Source organism: Ramlibacter agri, from assembly GCF_012927085.1.
Classification (GTDB): domain Bacteria; phylum Pseudomonadota; class Gammaproteobacteria; order Burkholderiales; family Burkholderiaceae_C; genus Ramlibacter; species Ramlibacter agri.
The window spans coordinates 44,495-64,360 of record NZ_JABBFX010000002.1; the positions used below are offsets into that span (position 1 = coordinate 44,495).

Below are 19,866 nucleotides of genomic sequence, written 5' to 3' on the forward strand. Positions count from 1 at the left end.
CCGCTCCCTTCAGGGCCTCAGGCTGGGCGACTTCACCAGCACCGGCGCCATCTGCAACAGCAAGGAGGCGTCGTTGGTGGCACGCCCGCCGGGCCGCGGCACCGGCTTGATTGGCGCCGGCGCCTCGACGGCGGCGCCCATGTCGGCCTTGCAGCGCAGGCCGGCCGGCAATTCCAGGTTGGGGTTGGGCAGCTCCAGCCGCACGCGGAAGGTGTTGCTCGCGCCGTCGATCACCTTGTCGACCAGCGCCACCTTGGCCACGCGCGGCGCGGTGCCAGGGAAATCGGGGGTGACGGTGAAGCTCTGGCCTTCGCGCACGGCGCTGTAGAAGGAAGCCGGCAGCACCACTTCCACCCGCAGCGGGTTGACCATGGCGACGCGGAAGATCGGCTTCTCCTCCACCCGCTCGCCGGCCGAGAGATAGCGGTCGACGATGACCCCGGTGATCGGGCTGCGGATCGTGCGCAGGCCCAGCTGCGCCTGCGCCAGGTCGTGCTCGCGCATCAGCACCGTGCGCTGCTCGCGCGCCTGCGCGAGGCGGTTCTCGGCGACGTCCGCCTCGGCCCGCGCCTGTTCCAGCGCCTGGCTGGAGATGAACTGCTGGTCGGCCAGGTCCTTGGCGCGCGCCAGCTTCTGGCGGGCCAGCACCGCGTTGGCCTCCGCCGCCTGCAGCTCGCCGACGGCCTGGGCCTTGCTGGCGGCGACGGCGACCGACGAGCGTTCGACGTCGGCGCGCAAGGTGGCCAGCGGCTGGCCGGCCGTCACGCGCGCACCGCGCTCGGCCAGGGTGGTTTCGATCACGCCGATGACCGGGCTGCCCACTTCGGACACCCGGTACGGCTCGATCAGGCAACCCAGGGGCTGGGCAGCCTGGAGGCCCAGCGGGATCAACAACGACGCAACCAGGCCCCAACGACTTTGTTTATTCATGCAGCACCTGTCGGCTGAACGTCAGGTCGCGGTCCTCGGAGGCCGCGACATGGCTGAGTTTCACACGATCGTAACGATGGGTAAAGGACTCGCGCCGCTGGGCGAGCCAAAGCGTGACGTTTGCCAACGCCCGCGGCCGCCCGGCGTGCGCCAGCCAGCGCAGCCAGCGGGCCGGCCACCAGCGCACCAGCAGCGGGAAATCCGCCGCCAGCAGCCGCTGCACGCTCCCGGGCTGGCCCTGGCGCCCCGCCCGGCCGACGAACTGGCGGTCGATGCGCGCGGATGCGTTCAGTTGGCAGAGGATGACGTGCAGCCCGCCGCGGGCCAGCACCAGCGCGTCGCAGACGATGTCCGTGCCGCGGCCCGCCATGCTGGTGGCGACCGTGATCCGGCCATGGCCGCCTGCCGCCGCAATCAATTCGGCCTCGTCGCGGTCCTGGCGCGCGTTCAGCACACGGTGTGCGAGCCCGTGCCGCCCGAGCACTTCGGACAGCGTCTCCGATTGCGCCACGCTCTCGGTGCCGATCAGGACGGCGCGGCCCGTGCCCGCCACCCGCGCGGCCTCGTCGGCCACGCGTTCCCACAGCTGCGGGCTGTCCGGCCACAACTCCAGCGGCAGCTGCTTCAGGCGCGAAGGCACGCGCGGCGGGATCACCACCAGGTCCAGGCCGTAGACCTGGCGCAATTCGCCGCGCGCTTCGCGCAGCGTGCCGCTGGCGCCCGCCAGCCGCAGGTAGCGCGGGAAGAAGCGCTGGAAGGTGATCTGCGTGAGCGTGCCGTTGCGCCGGGTGGCGGCCACGCCTTCCTTCAGCTCCACCAGCTGGTGCAAGCCGCCCGACCAGGCGCGGCCGGCCGCGGGACGGCCGGTGGTCTCGTCGATGAGGGTGACCTCGCCATCGCGCACGATGTACTCGTGCTCGGGCCGCAGCACCAGCAAGGCCACCAGGGCGAGTTCGACCGCCGCTTCGCGATGCGCGCGGTGGCCGAACAGCGCGTGCGCCGCGAGCGGCCACGGCGCCAGGCGCTGGCGGCCGGCGGCGGTCAGTTCGAAGCGGCGGCCGTCGTTGCGGCGCTCGTAGTCGGTGCCGGGCGCGAGCTGCTGCGCGGTGCGCAGCGCGCCCGCGTAGAAGGCCGCTTCGACCTCGGAGCCTTCGGCCTGGGCCAGCACCAGCGGCATGCGGGCCTCGTCGACCAGCACCGTGTCCGCTTCGTCGAGGATCGCCATGCACAGGCCGCGCAATACCGGAGCCTCGCCCGCGCCCTGCGCACCGGCCAGGCGGCGGGCGCGTTGCTCCAGCGGCGCCAGGCCGGCGGCCCGGCCCAGGCTGTCACGCAGGTAGTCGAAGGCCAGTTCCTTGGCCGTGCAGTAGGTGACGTCGGCGCCATAGGCCTGGCGGCGGCGCGCCGCTTCCATCGGCTGCGTCACGAAAGCCACGCGCAGGCCGAGGCGCCAGTAGAAGCGCTGCAGCCGCTCGGCATCGCGCTGCGCGAGATAGTCGTTGGCGGTGACCACGTGTACCGGCGTGCGGCTCAGCGCGGCGACCGCCGCGGCCAGCGCGATGGCGGCGGTCTTGCCCTCGCCCGTGTTCATTTCCGCGAGGCGTTCGTCCAGCAGCACGCGCGCTGCCAGCAGCTGCTGGCGATGTGGCGGGTAGCCCAGTTCCTGGGTCAGCGCCGTTGCCGCCAGCACCATCGCTTCCACCATCCAGGCCTGCGGGTCGCGCGCGAGCGCGGGGAGTGCCGCCAGGCGCTGCGTCAGCCCGCCGTGGTCGGGCGGCAGCGCGGCGGCCACGGTGTCGGCGAAGCGTTCGAGGGCGCGGCGGCTCAGGCGGCGCCGGCTGCGCGACTCGCCGGGCTTCTTGGCCTCCTGCTGCGGGTATTCGCCCCACAGGACCCCGGGCGCGGGCCAGGCGAGCGCTGCGGCCGTCATGCCTGACCGGTGGGGCTGAACTGCCGCACCAGCATCTGGCGCAGGACCCGCACGGCCTGCAGGCCCAGCGGCTCGGGCGGCAGCTGCAGCTTGACCCAAGCGCGGCTGCCGATGCGCTCGCCGGCGATGCCCGGCACGGCCACATCCCACAGGAAGACCGGCTGCTGGCTGCGCAGGCCGTCCTTGTCGGCCGGGTCGATCGCCACCGGGCCGCCCTCGCGGTCGCCCAGCGCCGCGCTGGGAAGCTGGCGGGTCGCGGCCGGAGTCTCGCTCTGGAGCTTTGCCGCGTGCACTTCACCGGGCGCTTCGGCCAGCCGCACCTCGATCGATTGCACGCGACCGCGCACGCGCAGCAAGTCCTCGTCGCGCAGCACCAGGCGCACCTGCGCGGCGCCGGGCTGCAGCACGTAGCCCAGCATCTCGCCGCGCTTCGCGTAGCGACCCGGCAGGTCGCCTTCGCGCGGCCAGACGGCGCGGCCACCGGCCTGCGAGCGCAGCTCCAGGTTGGCCAGCTGCTGCTCGGCCCGCGCCAGCTCCGCCTGGTTGCGCTCGATCTGCGCATTGAGGTCCGCGGCCTTGGAAGGGTCCTGCAGCAGCGCCTGGTATTGCTGCGCGTAGAGGCCAGGCTGCTCGCCGGCCGCCTTGTCGCGAACGGCCACCAGCGCCGGGTCCGACAGCGAGAGCACCACCTGCCCGGGCTCCACCGCGCTGCCATCGCGCACCGAAGCGCTTTCGACGAAGCCCGCCGCCTCCGGCCGCAGCTGCGCCCGCTCCGGCGGCCAGACGACGCCGCGTGCGACCACGCTGCTCGGCGCCGGCACCACGAAGGCCAGCACGAACACCGCCACCGCGAAGCTGCCCGCAGCCAGCAGTCCGCGCCGGCGCGCGCGCAGGTCGGGCGCGCTCGACGCCGAGCGCAGCAACCCGCGCAACACGCCCGCCACCGCCAGCGCCACGAAGGCCAGCGCCGCCACCCATCCGAGCAGCCAGGACTGGCGGCCGATCCAGAACACCAGCCCGGCCAGCAGGCCGATGCGATACAGCAGCGAGGCCGGGGCATACAGCGCCAGCCACTTGCCCTCACCCGCCGACAGCGTGCCGGGCGGCAGCGCGTCACCGGCGCCCAGCAAGCGCCGCCACTGCGTCGCCCACCAGGCCTGGCTGCGCAGCGCCAGGTTGGGCAGCTGCAGCAGGTCGGCCAGCAGGTGGTAGCCATCCAGCCGCAGCAGCGGGTTGGCGTTGAAAAGGAGCGTGGAGACCGAGCAGATCAAGACCACCACCAAGGCCGCGTCGCGCGCCAGGCCCGGCGCCAGCCAGGTCCAGGCGAACAGGGCCAGCGCGGCCAGCGCCAGTTCCACCGCGATGCCGGCGGCGCTGACGATGGCGCGCTGGCGCGCGCTGGGAAAGGCGTTGGCGGCGCTGGCATCCACATAGGGCGCGGGCGTCAGGAACATCAGCGACACGCCCACTTCGCGCACGGCGCCGCCGAAGCGCCGCACCGCCAGGGCGTGCCCCAGTTCGTGCAGCGCCTTGACGATCGGGTAAGCCAGCCAGGCGATGCCCCAGCTCGAAGGCGTCGCCATCACGCGCAGCGCATCGGCCTTGAGCACCGGGAAGTTCACGGCCGCTGCCAGCGCGCCGAGCAGCACGGCGGCGATCCACGCCAGCGCCAGTGGCCAGCGTGCGAAACGCATGACGAAAGGCAGCAGCGCATCCAGCAGCCGGGTCGGGTCGAACAGGCGCGTGCGCAGCGCCAGCGGGTTGATGAAGGCGCGGCGGCTGCGCTCCTCGTCCTCGTTGCGGCGGGCGAACAGCAGTGAGAGGTTGGGCGCGCTGTCGAACTGCAGCATGCCGGCGCGCGAGAGCTGCGCCAGCAGCCGCAGCACCTCGTCCTGCGTCGGCGCCTGGTCGCCCAGGCTTTCCAGCAAGGCCTGCCACAGCTCGCCGACAGTGCTGCGACCGTCACATCGTCCGGCAAAGGCGTAGGCCGCGGGATTCAGGCGCAATTGCCGGCCCGAGCCCGGTTCGACCAGCACGTGCCAGACCTGGTCGCGCACCACCTGCCGCACGATGCGGATGCCCGCGGCGAGACTGGGCTTGAGCGGCGCGACCCGGTACCAGGACCCGCTGACCAGCGGCTGCGTCATCTAGAGAGCGACGGTCCAGACCGCCAGCCGCAGCCAGGCGGCGGCGCGGTGGAACAGCAGCCAGCCCAGCGACTGCTGGCCGACCTCGATCTTCGCCACGCCGCTCAGGCCCGGTCGCAGGTCCGTCTGCGCGTCCAGCGGCGTGCCTTCCACCTCGAAGTAGTTGCGGCCATCGGCGGCGGTCGCCACCGGCACGATGCGGCGCGTGACGAAGCGGATCGGCTGTTCCGGCCGCGCCGCCAGCGCCAGCTGGCCTTGCTGGCCAGGCTGGACGGCGGCGATGTCGGCCTCGTCCACCTCCACGATCAGGCGGAAGCTGGCGCTGGGCGAAAGCACCATCAGCACCTCGCCCTTCTGCACCGGGGCGCCCAGGTTCTGCGACAGGTCGCCCTTGATCACGACGCCGTCGAAGGGCGCCACCAGCTGGCTGCGTTCCAGCTGCGTTTCGGCCAGCGACAGCATCGCCTGCGTCTCCGCCGCCTTGGCCTGGTTGATCACCATCTGCGTGCGGTCGCTGCGGGCCTCGGCGGCGCGATAGGCGTTCTCGTTCTGGCGCAGCTCGCTTTCGCGCCGCTTGCGTTCCAGCTCCAGGTCCTGCGAGGAAAGCTGCGCCAGCACCTGGCCGGCCTTCACCAGGTCGCCGGGACGCACGTTGGCCTGCTGCAGGAAACCGTCGGTGGCGGCGGCCACGGCGCGCTGCACCGAGCCTTCCAGCCGCGCCGGCGCGCTCACCCGCCAGGGAAAGGGGACGGCCAGCAGCACGGCGACTGCAACCAGGCCCGCGGCCCAGGCGCTGCGCTTGCGCGAAGGCGTGGCCAGGCGCTCGCGCAGCCAGCGCGCGCTGCGCTTGTGCCAGGGCGAGGCCGCCAGCTGCTGCAGCGCGAGCAGCGGCGCAGCGAAGCTCGCCACGTCTTCCGCCAGCGCCAATTCGCCGGGAGTGAAAGGATCGCCATCGCGCTCCAGCGCCAGCGCTCCGGCGCGCTTGCGGTCGGCCACCAGCGGGATGCTGCAGGCGCTGCCGCCCGCGGCCAGTTCGCGCTGCGCCAGCGACACCGGCGGATGCGTGGCCAGCGGCGGCCAGGGAACGCTCTGGCCCTGGTCCAGCGCCTCGTGCATGGCCGCCAGCACGGCGGCCGCGGCATCGTGGCGGGTATCGAGCGCGTTGGCCTGCGAGCTGCCGGCGATGCGCAGCCGCTCGCCTTCGAGCAGGGCGACGCTGACGCGCCGGCATTTCAGGATTTCAGCCAGTTCCACCGCCAGCGCGGTGGCGGCCTCGGCCAGGCGCGGCCGCGCCAGCAGGGCGGCCTGGCAGCGCAGGACAGCCTCGGAAGCGGTTGCGGTCGCGACGGCGACAGCAGCGAGAAGGGGCGGCGGGGCCTTGTCCATGGATAGCTCAGCCGTCATTGTCCCCGGTGGCTGCCTTAACCCGGAAGGACAAAATGCCGCGCCTGGCGGACGCAGGGCGCCGCCTGTCGCGTGCGGACGTCAGTTCGTCGGGCTTGAGCCCGGTTGGCCGGCCAGGGCCGCGAAGGCCTGCACCACTTCCGGCGGCGCCTGCACCAGTTCGATCAGCACGCCCTCGCCGCCCACCGGGAACTCCTCGTTGCCCTTGGGATGGACGAAGCAGATGTCGAAACCGGCCGCGCCGCGGCGGATGCCGCCCGGCGCGAAGCGCAGGCCGTTGGCCGAGAGCCATTCCACCGCCTTCGGCAGGTCGTCGATCCACAGGCCGACGTGGTTCAGCGGCGTGGCGTGCACCGCCGGCTTCTTCTCCGGGTCCAGCGGCTGCATCAGGTCCACTTCGACCTTGAACGGCCCGGTGCCCAGCGCGCAGATGTCCTCGTCGACGTTCTCGCGCTCGCTCCTGAAAGTGCCCGTGACCTCCAGGCCGAACAGGTCGACCCAGAGCTTCTGCAGTTTCAGCTTGTCGGGCCCGCCGATGGCGATCTGCTGGATGCCCAGCACCTTGAACGGACGCGTGGCCATCATTCGAACTCCACGATCGGCTGGTCCACCGCCAGCGATTCGCCCGTGCCCGCCATCACCTTGGCAACCACGCCGTCCGCCGAGGCGAACAGCACGTTCTCCATCTTCATGGCCTCGATGACGGCCAGGCGCTCGCCGGCCTGCACCTTCTGGCCCGGTTGCACGGCCACCTGCACCAGCAGGCCCGGCATCGGCGAGAGCAGGAACTTGCTCATGTCCGGCGGCGCCTTGAAAGGCATCAGCGCATGCAGTTCGGCCGTGCGCGGGGTCAGCACCATTGCGTCCAGGCGCGAGCCGTTGTGGACGATGCGGATGGCCAGCGGGTTCTTGCCGGCGCCGCGCTCCACCTGCGCGGTGAAGGCCTTGCCGTCCGCGGTGCCGCGGATGCGGGCGCCGCCCAGGTGCCAGTTGCTGCAGATGGCGTAGCGCTTGCCGTTGGTCTCCACCACGCTGGAGCCGGACTGCACCTCGTAGTCGGACACCTTGGCCGCCTGCTGCGCGTGCCTGCCTTCGTCATCGAGCTTGACGACGACGTAGTCCTCGCCCACCTTGAACTCGTGCCCGCGCAGCTGGCCCTGGATGCCGGCCGAACGCTGCAGGGCGCGGCGGTTGGCGTAGGCAGCCAGCGCCACCAGGAAGTCCGGGTCGGCGTGCGGCACGTCCTCGGCCTTGAAGCCGCCGGCGTAGTGCTGCGCGATGAAGCCGGTGTTGAAGTCGCCGGCCTGGAAGTCCGGGTGCGCCAGCAGCGCGGCCTGGAAGGGGATGTTGCTCGAGATGCCGCGGATCACGAAGCCGTTCAGCGCTTCGCGCATCCTGGCGATCGCGTCCTTGCGGTCCTTGCCGTGCACGATCAGCTTGGCGATCATCGAGTCGTAGAACATCGGGATCTCGCCGCCCTCGCCTACGCCGGTGTCCACGCGCACGCCGAACAGGTGCTCGGTGTCGCTCGCCCACATGCTGGGCTTGGGCGGCTGGAAGCGCACCAGCCGGCCGGTCGAAGGCAGGAAGTTGCGGAAGGGATCTTCCGCGTTGATGCGGCATTCGATCGCCCAGCCGTTGCGCTTGACGTCCTGCTGCTTCAGCGGAAGCGGCTCGCCGGCCGCCACGCGGATCATCAGCTCCACCAGGTCCAGGCCGGTGATGCATTCGGTGACCGGGTGCTCCACCTGCAGGCGGGTGTTCATCTCCAGGAAGTAGAAGCTCTGGTCCTTGCCGACCACGAATTCCACCGTGCCGGCGCTCTGGTACTTCACCGCCTTGGCCAGCGCCACGGCCTGCTCGCCCATGGCCTTGCGGGTGGCTTCGCTGATGAAGGGCGACGGCGCCTCCTCGATCACCTTCTGGTGGCGGCGCTGGATGGAGCACTCGCGCTCGTTCAGGTAGATCACGCTGCCCTGCGAATCGCCCAGCACCTGGATCTCGATGTGGCGCGGCTCCTCGACGAACTTCTCGATGAAGACCCGGTCGTCGCCGAAGCTGTTGCGGGCCTCGTTGCGGCAGGAGGTGAAGCCCTCGAAGGCTTCCTGGTCGTTGAAGGCCACGCGCAGGCCCTTGCCGCCGCCGCCGGCGGAGGCCTTGATCATCACCGGGTAGCCGATGTCCTTGGCGATGGACACCGCCTGCTCCGCGGTCTCGATGGCGTCGTTGTAGCCGGGGATGGTGTTGACCCTGGCTTCCTTCGCCAGCTTCTTGGAGGCGATCTTGTCGCCCATGGCCGCGATGGAATAGTGCTTGGGTCCGATGAAGGTGATGCCTTCCTCTTCCACCCGCTTGGCAAAGCCTTCGTTCTCGGACAGGAAGCCATAGCCCGGGTGCACGGCCTGCGCGCCGGTCTGCTTGCAGGCCGCGATGATCTTGTCGGCGACCAGGTAGCTCTCGCGGCTGGGTGCCGGGCCGAGGAACACGGCCTCGTCAGCCAGCGCCACGTGGCGCGCGTCGCGGTCGGCGTCCGAATAGACGGCAACGGTCTTGATGCCCATCTTGCGGGCGGTCTGGATCACGCGGCAGGCAATTTCGCCGCGATTGGCAATGAGGATCTTGGTGAACATGTGCTGTCCTTTAAAGGCGGACTTCCGAGCGCAAAGGGCGCAAAGGTTTCGCAAAGGACGCAAAAGGGAAACATGCAAGTTCATTCATTTGGAATTTCCTTTTGCGTCCTTTGCGTACTTTTGCGACTTTTGCGTCCGGCAGTCCGTCTTCGGCTGTTCAGAGAGGGATGTTCCCGTGCTTGCGCCACGGGTTCTCGAGCTTCTTGTCGCGCAGCATCACCAGCGAGCGGCAGATGCGCTTGCGGGTTTCGTGCGGCAGGATCACGTCGTCGATGAAGCCGCGGGCGCCCGCGACAAACGGGTTCGCGAAGCGCGCCTTGTATTCGGCCTCGCGCGCGGCCAGCTTGGCCGGGTCGTTCTTGTCTTCGCGGAAGATGATCTCCACCGCGCCCTTGGCGCCCATCACCGCGATTTCGGCGTTCGGCCAGGCGAAGTTGACGTCGCCGCGCAGGTGCTTGGAGCTCATCACGTCATAGGCGCCGCCGTAGGCCTTGCGCGTGATGACGGTGATCTTCGGCACGGTGCACTCGGCGTAGGCGTACAGCAGCTTGGCGCCGTGCTTGATGATGCCGCCGTATTCCTGCGAGGTGCCGGGCATGAAACCGGGCACGTCGACGAAGGTCACGACCGGGATGTTGAAGGCATCGCAGAAGCGCACGAAGCGCGCCGCTTTGATGGAGCTCTTGATGTCCAGGCAGCCCGCCAGCACCAGCGGGTTGTTGGCGACGATGCCCACCGTCTGGCCTTCCATGCGGGCGAAGCCGATGACGATGTTCTTGGCGTAGTCCGGCTGCAGCTCGAAGAAGTCGCCGTCGTCCACCGTCTTGGTGATCAGCTCCTTCATGTCGTAGGGCTTGTTCGCGTTGTCCGGCACCAGCGTGTCGAGCGAGAAGTCCATGCGGTCGGCCGGATCGTTGCTGGGGCGCAGCGGCGGCTTCTCGCGGTTGTTCAGCGGCAGGTAGTTGTACAGCCGGCGCAGCATGATCAGCGCCTCGACGTCGTTCTCGAAGGCCAGGTCGGCCACGCCGCTCCTGCAGGTGTGCGTGGACGCGCCGCCCAGTTCCTCGGCCGTCACTTCCTCGTGCGTCACCGTCTTCACCACTTCGGGGCCGGTCACGAACATGTAGCTGCTGTCCTTCACCATGAAGATGAAGTCGGTCATGGCCGGCGAATACACCGCGCCGCCGGCGCAGGGGCCCATGATCATGGAGATCTGCGGCACCACGCCCGAAGCCATCACGTTGCGCTGGAACACGTCGGCATAGCCGCCGAGCGACGCCACGCCTTCCTGGATGCGGGCGCCGCCCGAGTCGTTGAGGCCGATCACCGGCGCGCCGACCTTCATGGCCTGGTCCATCACCTTGCAGATCTTCTCGGCATGCGCTTCCGACAGCGCGCCGCCGAAGACGGTGAAGTCCTGGCTGAAGACGAACACCAGGCGGCCATTGATCATGCCGTAGCCGGTGACGACGCCGTCGCCCGGGATCTTGTTGTCGGCCATGCCGAAGTCCGTGGAGCGGTGCTCCACGAACATGTCCCATTCCTCGAAGGTGCCTTCGTCGAGCAGCAGCTCGAGCCGCTCGCGCGCGGTCAGCTTGCCCTTCTTGTGCTGGGCGTCGATGCGGCGCTCGCCGCCGCCCAGGCGGGCCGCCGCGCGCTTGCGCTCAAGCTGCTCCAGGATGTCTTGCATTTTTCTCTCCGTTCGAATGTAGGCCGAGCAATTGGCGGGCCGCCGTCGAGGCGGCAACCAGGCCTTGCTCCACTTGATGAATGAGTTGCGGCAGCAGCTGCTGCACCGCGGGGTCCTGCCGGAAGGCCTGGCGCAGGCCGCTTTCGATGCGCTCCCACATCCAGGCCAGCGCCTGGTGCTTGCGGCGCGATTCGAGCTTGCCGTTGGCGGTCTGCAGCTGGCGGAACTGCGCCACCGCGTCCCAGAACTTGTCCAGCCCCTGCGCTTTCAGCGCGGACAACTGCAGCACCTGCGCGTGCCACAGCGCCTGGTCGTGGTGCGCATGGTCCGGATGCCCGTGCTGGCCCAGGATGCGCAGCGCGCTGGTGATCTGGGCCTGGGCGCGCGTCGCCGCATGCGGGTCCAGGTCGGCCTTGTTGATCACGACCAGGTCGGCCAGCTCCATCACGCCCTTCTTGATCGCCTGCAGGTCGTCGCCGGCATTGGGCAGCTGCAGCAGCACGAACATGTCCGTCATGTTGGCCACCGCCGTCTCGCTCTGGCCGACGCCGACCGTCTCGACGATGACGATGTCGTAGCCGGCGGCTTCGCACACCAGCAGCGACTCGCGCGTCTTGGCCGCCACGCCGCCCAGCGTGCCGCTGGAAGGGCTGGGCCGGATATACGCCTGCGGATGCACCGACAGCTGCTCCATGCGCGTCTTGTCGCCCAGGATGGAGCCGCCGCTGACGGTGGACGAGGGATCGATCGCCAGCACGGCGACACGATGCCCTTGCGCGATCAGGTGCAGGCCCAGCGCTTCGATGAAGGTGCTCTTGCCCACGCCAGGCACGCCGCTGATGCCGAGACGGAAAGACTTGCCCGTGTGGGGAAGCAGTTCCGTCAACAGCGCATCGGCCTGCGCCCGGTGGTCACCGCGCGTGGACTCCAGCAGGGTGATGGCCTTGGCGATGGCGCGTCTCTGACGCGCGCCGTCCGTGCCTGTGATCGCCTCGACCGACACCGCGCTCAATTTATGCGATCGCTTTCTTGATCTGCTCCAGCACGTCCTTCGCGCTGGCCGGGATCGGCGTGCCGGGGCCGTAGATGCCCTTGACGCCGGCGTTGTACAGGTACTCGTAATCCTGCTGCGGGATCACGCCGCCGACGAACACGATGATGTCGTCCGCGCCCTGCTTCTCCAGCTCCGCGATGATCGCCGGCACCAAGGTCTTGTGGCCCGCCGCCAGCGTGCTGATGCCCACGGCGTGCACGTCGTTCTCGATCGCCTGGCGGGCGCACTCCTCCGGGGTCTGGAACAGCGGCCCCATGTCGACGTCGAAGCCCAGGTCGGCGTAGGCCGTGGCCACCACCTTGGCGCCGCGGTCGTGGCCGTCCTGGCCCAGCTTGGCGACCATCACGCGGGGGCGGCGCCCCTGCTCCTCCGCGAAGGCGGAGATCTCGTTCTTCAACTTGTCCCAGCCCTCGGCCGAGTCATAGGCTGCTGCGTACACGCCGGTCACCTTTTGCGTATCGGCGCGGTGGCGCCCGAAGACTTTTTCCAGGGCATCGCTGACTTCGCCGACCGTGGCACGCAGGCGGACCGCCTGGATGCCCAGGTCCAGCAGGTTGCCCTGGCCCGTGCGCGCCGCGGTGGTCAGCGCTTCCAGCGCCGCCTGCACCTTGGCGCCGTCGCGCGTGGCCTTGATCTTGTGCAGGCGGGCGATCTGCTGTTCGCGCACCTTCACGTTGTCCACTTCCAGGATCTCCACCGGATCCTCCTTGGCCAGCTTGTACTTGTTGACGCCGACGATGACGTCCTTGCCGCTGTCGATGCGGGCCTGCTTCTCGGCCGCCGCGGCCTCGATCTTCAGCTTGGCCCAGCCGGAGTCGACGGCCTGGGTCATGCCGCCCATGGCCTCGACTTCCTCGATGATCTTCCAGGCGGCGTCGGCCATGTCCTGGGTCAGCTTCTCCATCATGTAGCTGCCGGCCCAGGGGTCGATCACGCTGGTGATGTGGGTCTCTTCCTGGATGATCAGCTGCGTGTTGCGGGCGACGCGGGCGCTGAATTCGGTGGGGAGCGCGATGGCTTCGTCCAACGCGTTGGTATGCAGCGACTGCGTGCCGCCGAACACCGCGGCCATCGCCTCGATGGTGGTGCGCACGACGTTGTTGTACGGGTCCTGCTCGGTGAGCGACCAGCCGGAGGTCTGGCAGTGCGTGCGCAGCATCAGGCTCTTGGGGCTCTTGGCGCCGAAGCCCTGCATGATGCGGCACCACAGCAGGCGCGCCGCGCGCATCTTGGCGACCTCGAGATAGAAGTTCATCCCGATCGCCCAGAAGAAGGACAGGCGGCCGGCGAACTCGTCGACGTTCAGGCCCTTGGCCGTGGCCGTTTTCACGTATTCCTTGCCGTCGGCCAGGGTGAAGGCCAGCTCCAGCGCCTGGTTCGCGCCGGCTTCCTGCATGTGGTAGCCGGAGATCGAGATCGAGTTGAACTTCGGCATGTTGCGCGCCGTGTACTCGATGATGTCGCCCACGATCCGCATCGAAGGCTCGGGCGGATAGATGTAGGTGTTGCGGACCATGAACTCCTTGAGGATGTCGTTCTGGATGGTCCCCGACAGCTTGTCCTGCGACACGCCCTGCTCCTCCGCCGCCACCACGTAGCCGGCCAGCACGGGCAGCACGGCGCCATTCATGGTCATGGACACCGACACCTTGTCCAGCGGGATGCCGTCGAAGAGGATCTTCATGTCCTCGACGGAATCGATCGCCACGCCGGCCTTGCCGACGTCGCCCACCACGCGCTGGTGGTCGCTGTCGTAGCCGCGGTGCGTGGCCAGGTCGAAAGCCACGCTGACGCCCTGCGCGCCGCCGGCCAGGCCCTTGCGGTAGAAAGCGTTGGATTCTTCGGCGGTGGAGAAGCCGGCGTACTGGCGGATCGTCCAGGGCCGGGCCGCGTACATGGTGGCCTGCGGGCCGCGCAGGAAGGGGGCGAAGCCGGGCAGCGTGTCGGCGTGGGCCAGGCCGTCCAGGTCCTGCGCCGTGTACAGCGGCTTCACCGTGATGCCGTCCGGCGTCACCCAGTTCAGGGCCTCGGTCTTGCCGCCGGGGGCGGACTTGGCAGCGGCCTGCTCCCAATCGGCGAGCGAGGCGGTCTTGAATTCAGGGTTACGGGCGTTCATGGGCTGTCCTGTGGTCCGGGCGGCATCTTACATCATTCATAATTATTGATAAAGAATTCCTGAGTACGTACAATTACCTTCATGTCCGCTGCCTCGCTCGCCCCCCGCGCCCTCTATGAAGAGGTGGCGGAACTCCTGCGCCAACGCATCTTCCGCCGGGAGCTGGAGCCTGGCAGCTGGATCGACGAGATGAAGATCGCCGAGGAGTACGGCATCAGCCGCACGCCCCTGCGCGAAGCCCTCAAGGTGCTGGCGGCCGAAGGCCTGGTGACGATGAAGGTGCGGCGCGGCGCCTATGTCACCGAGGTCTCGGAGCAGGACCTGCGCGAGGTGTACCACCTGCTGGCGCTGCTGGAAAGCGATGCGGCCGGCGAAGTGGCCCGGCACGCCTCAGCGGGCGAGCTGGACGAGCTGAAGGCGCTGCATGCGGAACTGGTGGGCGCCGTCGGCGACCGCGACCAGTTCTTCCCGGTCAACGAGCGCTTCCACATGCGCCTGCTGCAGATCGCCGGCAACCGCTGGCGCAACCAGATGGTGAGCGACCTGCGCAAGGTGATGAAGCTCAATCGCCAGCACTCGCTGCTGAAGTCCGGCCGCGTCGAGGAATCGCTGGCGGAGCACACCGCGGTGATGGAAGCGATCGAACGGCGCGATGCCGGCGCGGCCATGGCGCGCATGCAGGAGCATTTTGCCAACGGGCTGGAAGCGGCGGCGTAAAAGGCGTTACATCGCCCGAGCGACCGGCTGCACGGTCGCCAGCAACTCCAGCAGTTCCTCGCACTTCGACCGCAGCTCCGCCAGGTCCCCGGCGGCCGCGTCCTCGACCTCCAGGCTCACGCGGCTCGCCTCGCTGAAGCCGTACATGGCGAGGCTGCCGGCCAGCTTGTGCGCGGTGCTGCGCACCGTCTCGCGCGCGCCCTGCGCCGCGGCGGCCATCAGCTCCTGCGCCAGGTGGCGGCGCGAAGTGAGGAACTCCGGCATCAGCGGCATCAGCTCCGGGTCCACCAGCACCGTGCCGTCGTCGTCCGGCGGCGCCTCCACGTGCGGCGCTTCCGCCGGGTCCTCGCCGCGCAGCACCGCCACCACCTCCTCGCGGGAAGCCGGCTTGGCCATGTACAGGTCGAAGCCCGCTTCCAGGCAGCGCTGGCGGGTGGCGTCGTCCTCGTGGGCGGAGAAGGCGGCGATGGTGCTGGGCATCTGGCCGCGTTCGCGCTGCAGGGCGCGGATCAGGACGCAGGCCTCGATGCCGCCCATCACCGGCATCTCCACGTCCAGGAAGATCACGTCCGGCCGCTCCTCGCGCACGCACTGCAGCGCGGCGCGCCCGTTGACCGCCGTGCGCACCTTCAGCGGCGGGCTGGGCAGCAGGCTCTTGAGCACGATGATGTTGTATTCGTCGTCGTCCACCACCAGCACCGACAGCTCCGGCAGCGGGCCGATGGCCAGCGGCGCCGGCCGCGAGGGCGTGCCGTGGTCGTGCGCGGGCGCGGCCGCCTGCCACAGCGGCAGCCGCAGCGCCAGCGTGGTGCCGCTCGCCCCCGACACCATGACCAGGTCGCCGCGCTGCACCTGCGCCATCAGCCGCGCCGAGTACGCGCCCAGCCCGGTGCCGCCCGGCTTGCCGTAGGTGGCGTACTTCTCGAAGAACTGGCTGCGCACCGGCGGCGGCACCTCGCCTTCGTTGGGGATGGACAGCTGCATGCACTCGCCCGCGGCCGACTGGGCGCGGTGCAGCGACACGCGCACCTCGGCCCCATCGGGCGAGGCCTCCAGCGCGTTCTTCAGCAGGTTGGCGACGATGGAGTAGCAAAGCAGTTCCTCGCCCTGCGCGTAGACCGGGACCGAGGGCAGGTCCAGCCGCAGCCGCAGGTGCTTGGAATCGGCGTGGCCCTGCAGCTCGCGCACCACCGTGCGCAGCAGCGCCGCCAGGTCCACGGCCTGCGTGCGCAGGCGGTAGGTGCCCTCCTCCATCCGGTACAGGTCCAGCGAGAGGTTCACCATGCTCAGGACGCGCAGCGAGGCGCGTTCCACCATGCCCACCAACTCCGCTTCGCGGGCGTCCAGCCTTCGGCCTTCGCGCAGCAGCCGCGGGACCGAGGCGATGCTCGCCAGCGGCGTCTTCAGGTCGTGGCGGGCGATCTGCTCCACCTCGTCGCGCATGCGGAAGGCCTCGCGCAACGCCTTGTTCTGCGCCTCCAGCTGGCGCACCACCGTGTCCAGGCGCTCGCGCTGCTCGGCCTCCTTCTCCTGCTGCACGTCGGCGATGAAGGAGAAGATGTTGGCGAAGACGATCAGCAGCACCAGCGTGACCGCCACGCGGGTCATGATCTGCGGCCCCAGGTGCATCCACGTGAGGGGCACCGTCATCAGCACCAAAGTGACGTTGAACAGGTTGGCTGCCCGCCGCGGCAGCACGAAGTGGAACAGCAGGATGCCCGGATAGACCCAGAAGACGCCGATCAGGCCGTTCTGGTACATCTGCACGCCCAGGCCGATGACGGCGGCCAGGAAGATGACCGTGGGCGAGATGATGGGCGCGCGGCCGCGCGCGATGAAGAAGGCGTTGGCCAGGATGCACGCCACGAAGGCCACCGTGGCGATGCCGACCAGGATGCGGTCCTGGAAGAAGTTGTTGATCGCGAAGGGCCCCAGCAGCAGCGTGCCGGCCACCGACAGCCCGACGAAGATGCGCTGGCGGTGGGCCTCGACGAAGCCCCGCACGTACTGGTCGGCGTACGAACGGCTCGGAGGCGGGCTGCTGCCCGCCTGCCTGGCCTGCGCTTCATCCACGCGGGTCCCTCCTTGGGACCCATTATGTAACACGCAAGGCCGCAGCTACTACTTCGCTGGTATGGCTTCCGGGGCCGCGTGTCGCGCTTCCGGTACACGGTCCGCGGCCTGGATCTTCTGCGCATAGGCGTCCTGCCAGGGCACGGACTCGTGCAGCTCGAAGAAGCCGCTGCGCGCGCCCATCATGATTTCCGCGTTGTCCGCGCCCGGCGCGGGCTGGCCGGCGGCGAAGTCGCGCGCGGCCTTCAGCGCGCGGTAGCGCGTGCGCGCGATCATCACGTCGCCGGGGCCGAGGTGCTCCCGCATGTGGTTGGTGATGCCGCCCATGCTCTCGGTGACCGCCTGATCCTGCAGGCCGATGTGGTCGATGCCGGAGTAGATGCGGTTGGTCCGCTGCGCCTCGCGGTCGATCAGCCAGTCGTTGGACTCGTCGGCCTTCACGCGGTAGCGCCCCAGCCAGCTGGTGTCGTTCGGCAGGAAATCCGGCGCGGGCCGGGAGCCGGCCAGCGGCTTGCCGTTCTTCAGCGGCTCGCCGCTGGAGCGCGGCCCGCCGGTGCGGCGGCGCCAGAACACCATCATGGTGTGGGTGTCGTCCAGCGGCACCCAGGCGCGGGCCTGGATGTTGACCGGGAACTCGCCCTGCGGCGTCTGCGTCCAGAACGGGAACATGTAGTTGGCAAAGCGCCAGTAGATGGTCTCGGGCTTGATCTTGCGGTAGGCGCCGTAGTTCGTGCCCCAGGGCGTCTCGCGCACGTGGTACTCGGGCGCGCGGTCGCCGGCCGTGTGCTCCAGCGGGTGGCCGGCCGGCACTTCATCGGGGTCCAGGTGGCCGACGTGCAGGAAGCCGAAGTGCGAAGTGTCGATGTCGCCTTCCAGCGCCTGCATCCAGTTGCAGCTGCGCATCATGAAGTAGGTGTCGACGTCCTGCTCCGGCAGCAGCGTGGCCTCGAACATGGGCAGCGGCGGCGGCTCGGACTGGCGCGGGCCCAGGTAGGCCCAGAGGATGCCGTGGCGGTCCACCACCTTGTAGGCGGTGGCGTGCACCTTGTCCTTGAAGTCCTGGTGCGGCGGCACGCTGGGCATGTCCACGCACTTGCCGGTCACGTCGAACTTCCAGCCGTGGTAGATGCAGCGCAGCCCGTCCTCCTCGTTGCGCCCCAGCACCAGCGAGGCGCAGCGGTGCGGGCACATGTGGTCCATCAGGCCGATGCGGCCGTGGCTGTCACGGAAGGCGACCAGCTTCTCCCCGAGCAGCAGCACGCGCAGGGGCGTGCCGTCGCGCGCCAGCTCGCTGGAGCGGGCAAAGGGGATCCAGTACTGCCGCATGAAGTTGCCCATGACCGTGCCGGGGCCGACGCGGGTGAGGTCTTCGCTGTCTTTCGGGTTCATCGTCTCTCCATCATTGCCTGAGCATGAAAACGGGATCGACCTGGCCTTGCGGGCCCAGGCCGGCATAGCCTTCGACGCGATCCAGGTCCACCAGCACGGCGACACCCAGCATCGCGAAGTCGTGCGCGCGTTCCGCCGTCGGCGCGGCGTCGAACACGCGCTGGCGCACCAGCGGGTCGTCGACGACGCGGGCACGGCCCTGGAACTGGTAGGTGGCCTTGGCTTCTTCGTCGCGGTACATGAAGGCGACGCGCGGATTGCGGCGGATCGCCTGCACGAAGCCGCCTTCGGCGCTGCGCACCCACAGCGACAGCTGGTCGGCGCCATGGCAGTGGAGCGAGCCGCGGAAACTGAGCACCGGCTGGCCGCCCTCGCCCACGTGCGACATCAGCATGGGATGGCGCTCGACGAGCGCGTTGTCCACGCGCCTGCGCAGCGCGTCCGGCAGCGCCAGTGGCAGCGGGTCGGCCGGCGGCGCCGGCAGGCGCTGTTCCTGCACCAGGACCACGGCGTTGCCATCGAAGGCGAGCGTCAGCACCAGACCGCGGTCGCGGCTGTCCGCGCGCCGCGCGCCCGTGATGCGCACCTGCCGGTCGACCAGCACCGGCTCCTGCCAATCCAGCCGCCGCGCCAGCGCGCCGTTGCCGCCGGCGTGCAGTTCCTGCGCCACGGCGGCAGCGCCCACCATTTCCTTGCCCAGGGCCTGGTAGCGCGCCTGCGGATGCAACAGGGCCAGCAGCCCCGCGTCTTCCGCGGCCAGGCGCGCCCGCAGCAGGGCCCGCGCGGTGGCCAGGAGGAGCTGCGTCACAGCGCCTCCGGCACGTAGCCGCTGGCCTTGACCAGGCCGTCGAAGCGCTTGCGCTCGTCGGCCAGGGAAGCGGCGAGCTGGAGGCCGTTCATGGGGTACGGCGTCATGCCCCACAGGGCCATCTTTTCCTGGAACTCCGGCTTGCCCAGCATGGGCATCAACGCCGTATACAGGCGATCCACCAGTTCGCGCGGCATCTTCGCGGGCGCATAGACCGCGGCGGAGTTCTGGATGGTGACGTTGATGCCCGTCTCCACCAGGGTCGGCACCTCGGGCACCAGCGGCGAGCGCTTCTCGCCCGACACGGCGACGATCCTGATGCGCCCCGCCTTGTGCATCTCCACCAGCGGGCTGGTGCCGGTGATCAGGGTAGGCAGCCGGCCGGAACTGAGGTCGATCACGCCGACGCCGCTGTCCTTGTAGTGCACCGCCTCCCAGGGAATGCCGGTCGCCAGCGCAGTGGCGATGCCGACGAAGTGCGAAGAGGAGCCGGCGCCGGGCGCGTCGCCATAGACCGCGCCCTTGCCTTTCGCTTTCGACCACGCGAGCAGCTGCTTCATGTCCGCCGCGCCGGTCATGGGGCCGGTCGCGACGCCGACGTCGAACCAGCAGACGCAGCCGATCGGGGTGAAGTCGGCCACCGGGTCGTAATCGAGCTTGGTATAGATGTTCGGATAGATCGCGAACAGGCTGCTGGTGGAGAACATCAGCGTGCGGCCATCGGGCGCCGCGCGCTTCAGTTCGCCCAGTGCGAGCCGCCCGCCCGCGCCCAGCTTGCTGACCACGATCACTGGCCGGCCCAGCACCTGGTGCAGGTGGTCGGCGATCAGCCGCGCGGTGGCATCCATCGAGGACGCGGCACCCACGAGCAGCGTGATGGGCGACTTGTCGTCCTGGGCCAGCAGCGGCGGCGCGGCGATGGCGGCGGCCGAGGCGGCAAGGGAACGCAGGACGAGGCGACGGCGAGTCATGGCGGCT

Annotated in this window: 14 protein-coding genes; 1 reads left to right on the plus strand and 13 read right to left on the minus strand. The window is 69.6% G+C overall.

From position 1 onward, the window contains the following. Nucleotides 1-9: 9 nt before the first annotated feature. The 9 genes from HHL11_RS18855 to scpA all read right to left on the minus strand — a co-directional run bounded on the left by HHL11_RS18855 (nucleotide 10) and on the right by scpA (nucleotide 13,901). A complete protein-coding gene (locus HHL11_RS18855) occupies nucleotides 10-930 on the minus strand; it encodes an efflux RND transporter periplasmic adaptor subunit (protein WP_169420130.1) in 921 nt (306 codons plus the stop codon). After that, nucleotides 923-2,860 (minus strand): preprotein translocase subunit SecA, encoded by a 1,938-nt coding sequence (locus HHL11_RS18860; protein WP_169420131.1) that lies wholly within the window; start codon nucleotides 2,858-2,860, stop codon nucleotides 923-925. Before HHL11_RS18860 ends, HHL11_RS18855 begins: the two co-directional genes overlap by 8 nt. Continuing rightward, nucleotides 2,857-5,007: a PqqD family peptide modification chaperone gene (locus HHL11_RS18865; RefSeq protein ID WP_169420132.1), complete on the minus strand. Its 2,151-nt coding sequence runs from the start codon at nucleotides 5,005-5,007 to the stop codon at nucleotides 2,857-2,859. Before HHL11_RS18865 ends, HHL11_RS18860 begins: the two co-directional genes overlap by 4 nt. Next, nucleotides 5,008-6,393 (minus strand): GAF domain-containing protein, encoded by a 1,386-nt coding sequence (locus tag HHL11_RS18870; RefSeq protein ID WP_169420133.1) that lies wholly within the window; start codon nucleotides 6,391-6,393, stop codon nucleotides 5,008-5,010. 99 nt (nucleotides 6,394-6,492) lie between these two features. Continuing rightward, nucleotides 6,493-6,996, minus strand: a complete 504-nt coding sequence (locus HHL11_RS18875; protein ID WP_240980338.1) for a VOC family protein — start codon at nucleotides 6,994-6,996, stop codon at nucleotides 6,493-6,495. Beyond that, on the minus strand, nucleotides 6,993-9,041 hold the full coding sequence (locus HHL11_RS18880) for an acetyl-CoA carboxylase biotin carboxylase subunit (protein WP_169420134.1): 2,049 nt from the start codon (nucleotides 9,039-9,041) through the stop codon (nucleotides 6,993-6,995). The genes HHL11_RS18875 and HHL11_RS18880 overlap by 4 nt, the downstream gene beginning before the upstream one ends. A 157-nt stretch (nucleotides 9,042-9,198) precedes the next feature. Beyond that, the gene (locus HHL11_RS18885) at nucleotides 9,199-10,731 is read right to left on the minus strand and encodes an acyl-CoA carboxylase subunit beta (RefSeq protein ID WP_169420135.1); all 1,533 of its coding nucleotides are present in this window, start codon (nucleotides 10,729-10,731) and stop codon (nucleotides 9,199-9,201) included. Further along, nucleotides 10,706-11,734, minus strand: a complete 1,029-nt coding sequence (gene meaB / locus HHL11_RS18890; RefSeq protein WP_342593245.1) for a methylmalonyl Co-A mutase-associated GTPase MeaB — start codon at nucleotides 11,732-11,734, stop codon at nucleotides 10,706-10,708. Before meaB ends, HHL11_RS18885 begins: the two co-directional genes overlap by 26 nt. Nucleotides 11,735-11,744: 10 nt before the next feature. Beyond that, the gene (gene scpA / locus HHL11_RS18895) at nucleotides 11,745-13,901 is read right to left on the minus strand and encodes a methylmalonyl-CoA mutase (protein ID WP_169420137.1); all 2,157 of its coding nucleotides are present in this window, start codon (nucleotides 13,899-13,901) and stop codon (nucleotides 11,745-11,747) included. Nucleotides 13,902-13,982: 81 nt separating this feature from the next. Here scpA and HHL11_RS18900 point away from each other — a divergent pair, with 81 nt between their 5' ends. Beyond that, nucleotides 13,983-14,618: a GntR family transcriptional regulator gene (locus HHL11_RS18900; protein ID WP_169420138.1), complete on the plus strand. Its 636-nt coding sequence runs from the start codon at nucleotides 13,983-13,985 to the stop codon at nucleotides 14,616-14,618. Between the two features lie 6 nt (nucleotides 14,619-14,624). On the opposite strand, the gene HHL11_RS34860 is transcribed toward HHL11_RS18900, so the two are convergent. From HHL11_RS34860 to HHL11_RS18920, 4 genes are read right to left on the minus strand one after another with little or no spacing between them, the layout of a single operon-like run. After that, on the minus strand, nucleotides 14,625-16,691 hold the full coding sequence (locus tag HHL11_RS34860) for a response regulator (protein WP_169420139.1): 2,067 nt from the start codon (nucleotides 16,689-16,691) through the stop codon (nucleotides 14,625-14,627). Nucleotides 16,692-16,739: 48 nt separating this feature from the next. Beyond that, complete coding sequence (locus HHL11_RS18910) at nucleotides 16,740-18,080, minus strand: Rieske 2Fe-2S domain-containing protein (RefSeq protein ID WP_169420140.1); 1,341 nt, start codon at nucleotides 18,078-18,080, stop codon at nucleotides 16,740-16,742. A gap of 10 nt (nucleotides 18,081-18,090) precedes the next feature. Further along, the gene (locus HHL11_RS34695; RefSeq protein ID WP_169420141.1) at nucleotides 18,091-18,888 is read right to left on the minus strand and encodes a pyridoxamine 5'-phosphate oxidase family protein; all 798 of its coding nucleotides are present in this window, start codon (nucleotides 18,886-18,888) and stop codon (nucleotides 18,091-18,093) included. Further along, entirely contained in the window at nucleotides 18,885-19,859 is a 975-nt protein-coding gene (locus tag HHL11_RS18920) for a tripartite tricarboxylate transporter substrate-binding protein (RefSeq protein WP_169420142.1), read from the minus strand. Before HHL11_RS18920 ends, HHL11_RS34695 begins: the two co-directional genes overlap by 4 nt. Nucleotides 19,860-19,866 lie beyond the last annotated feature (7 nt).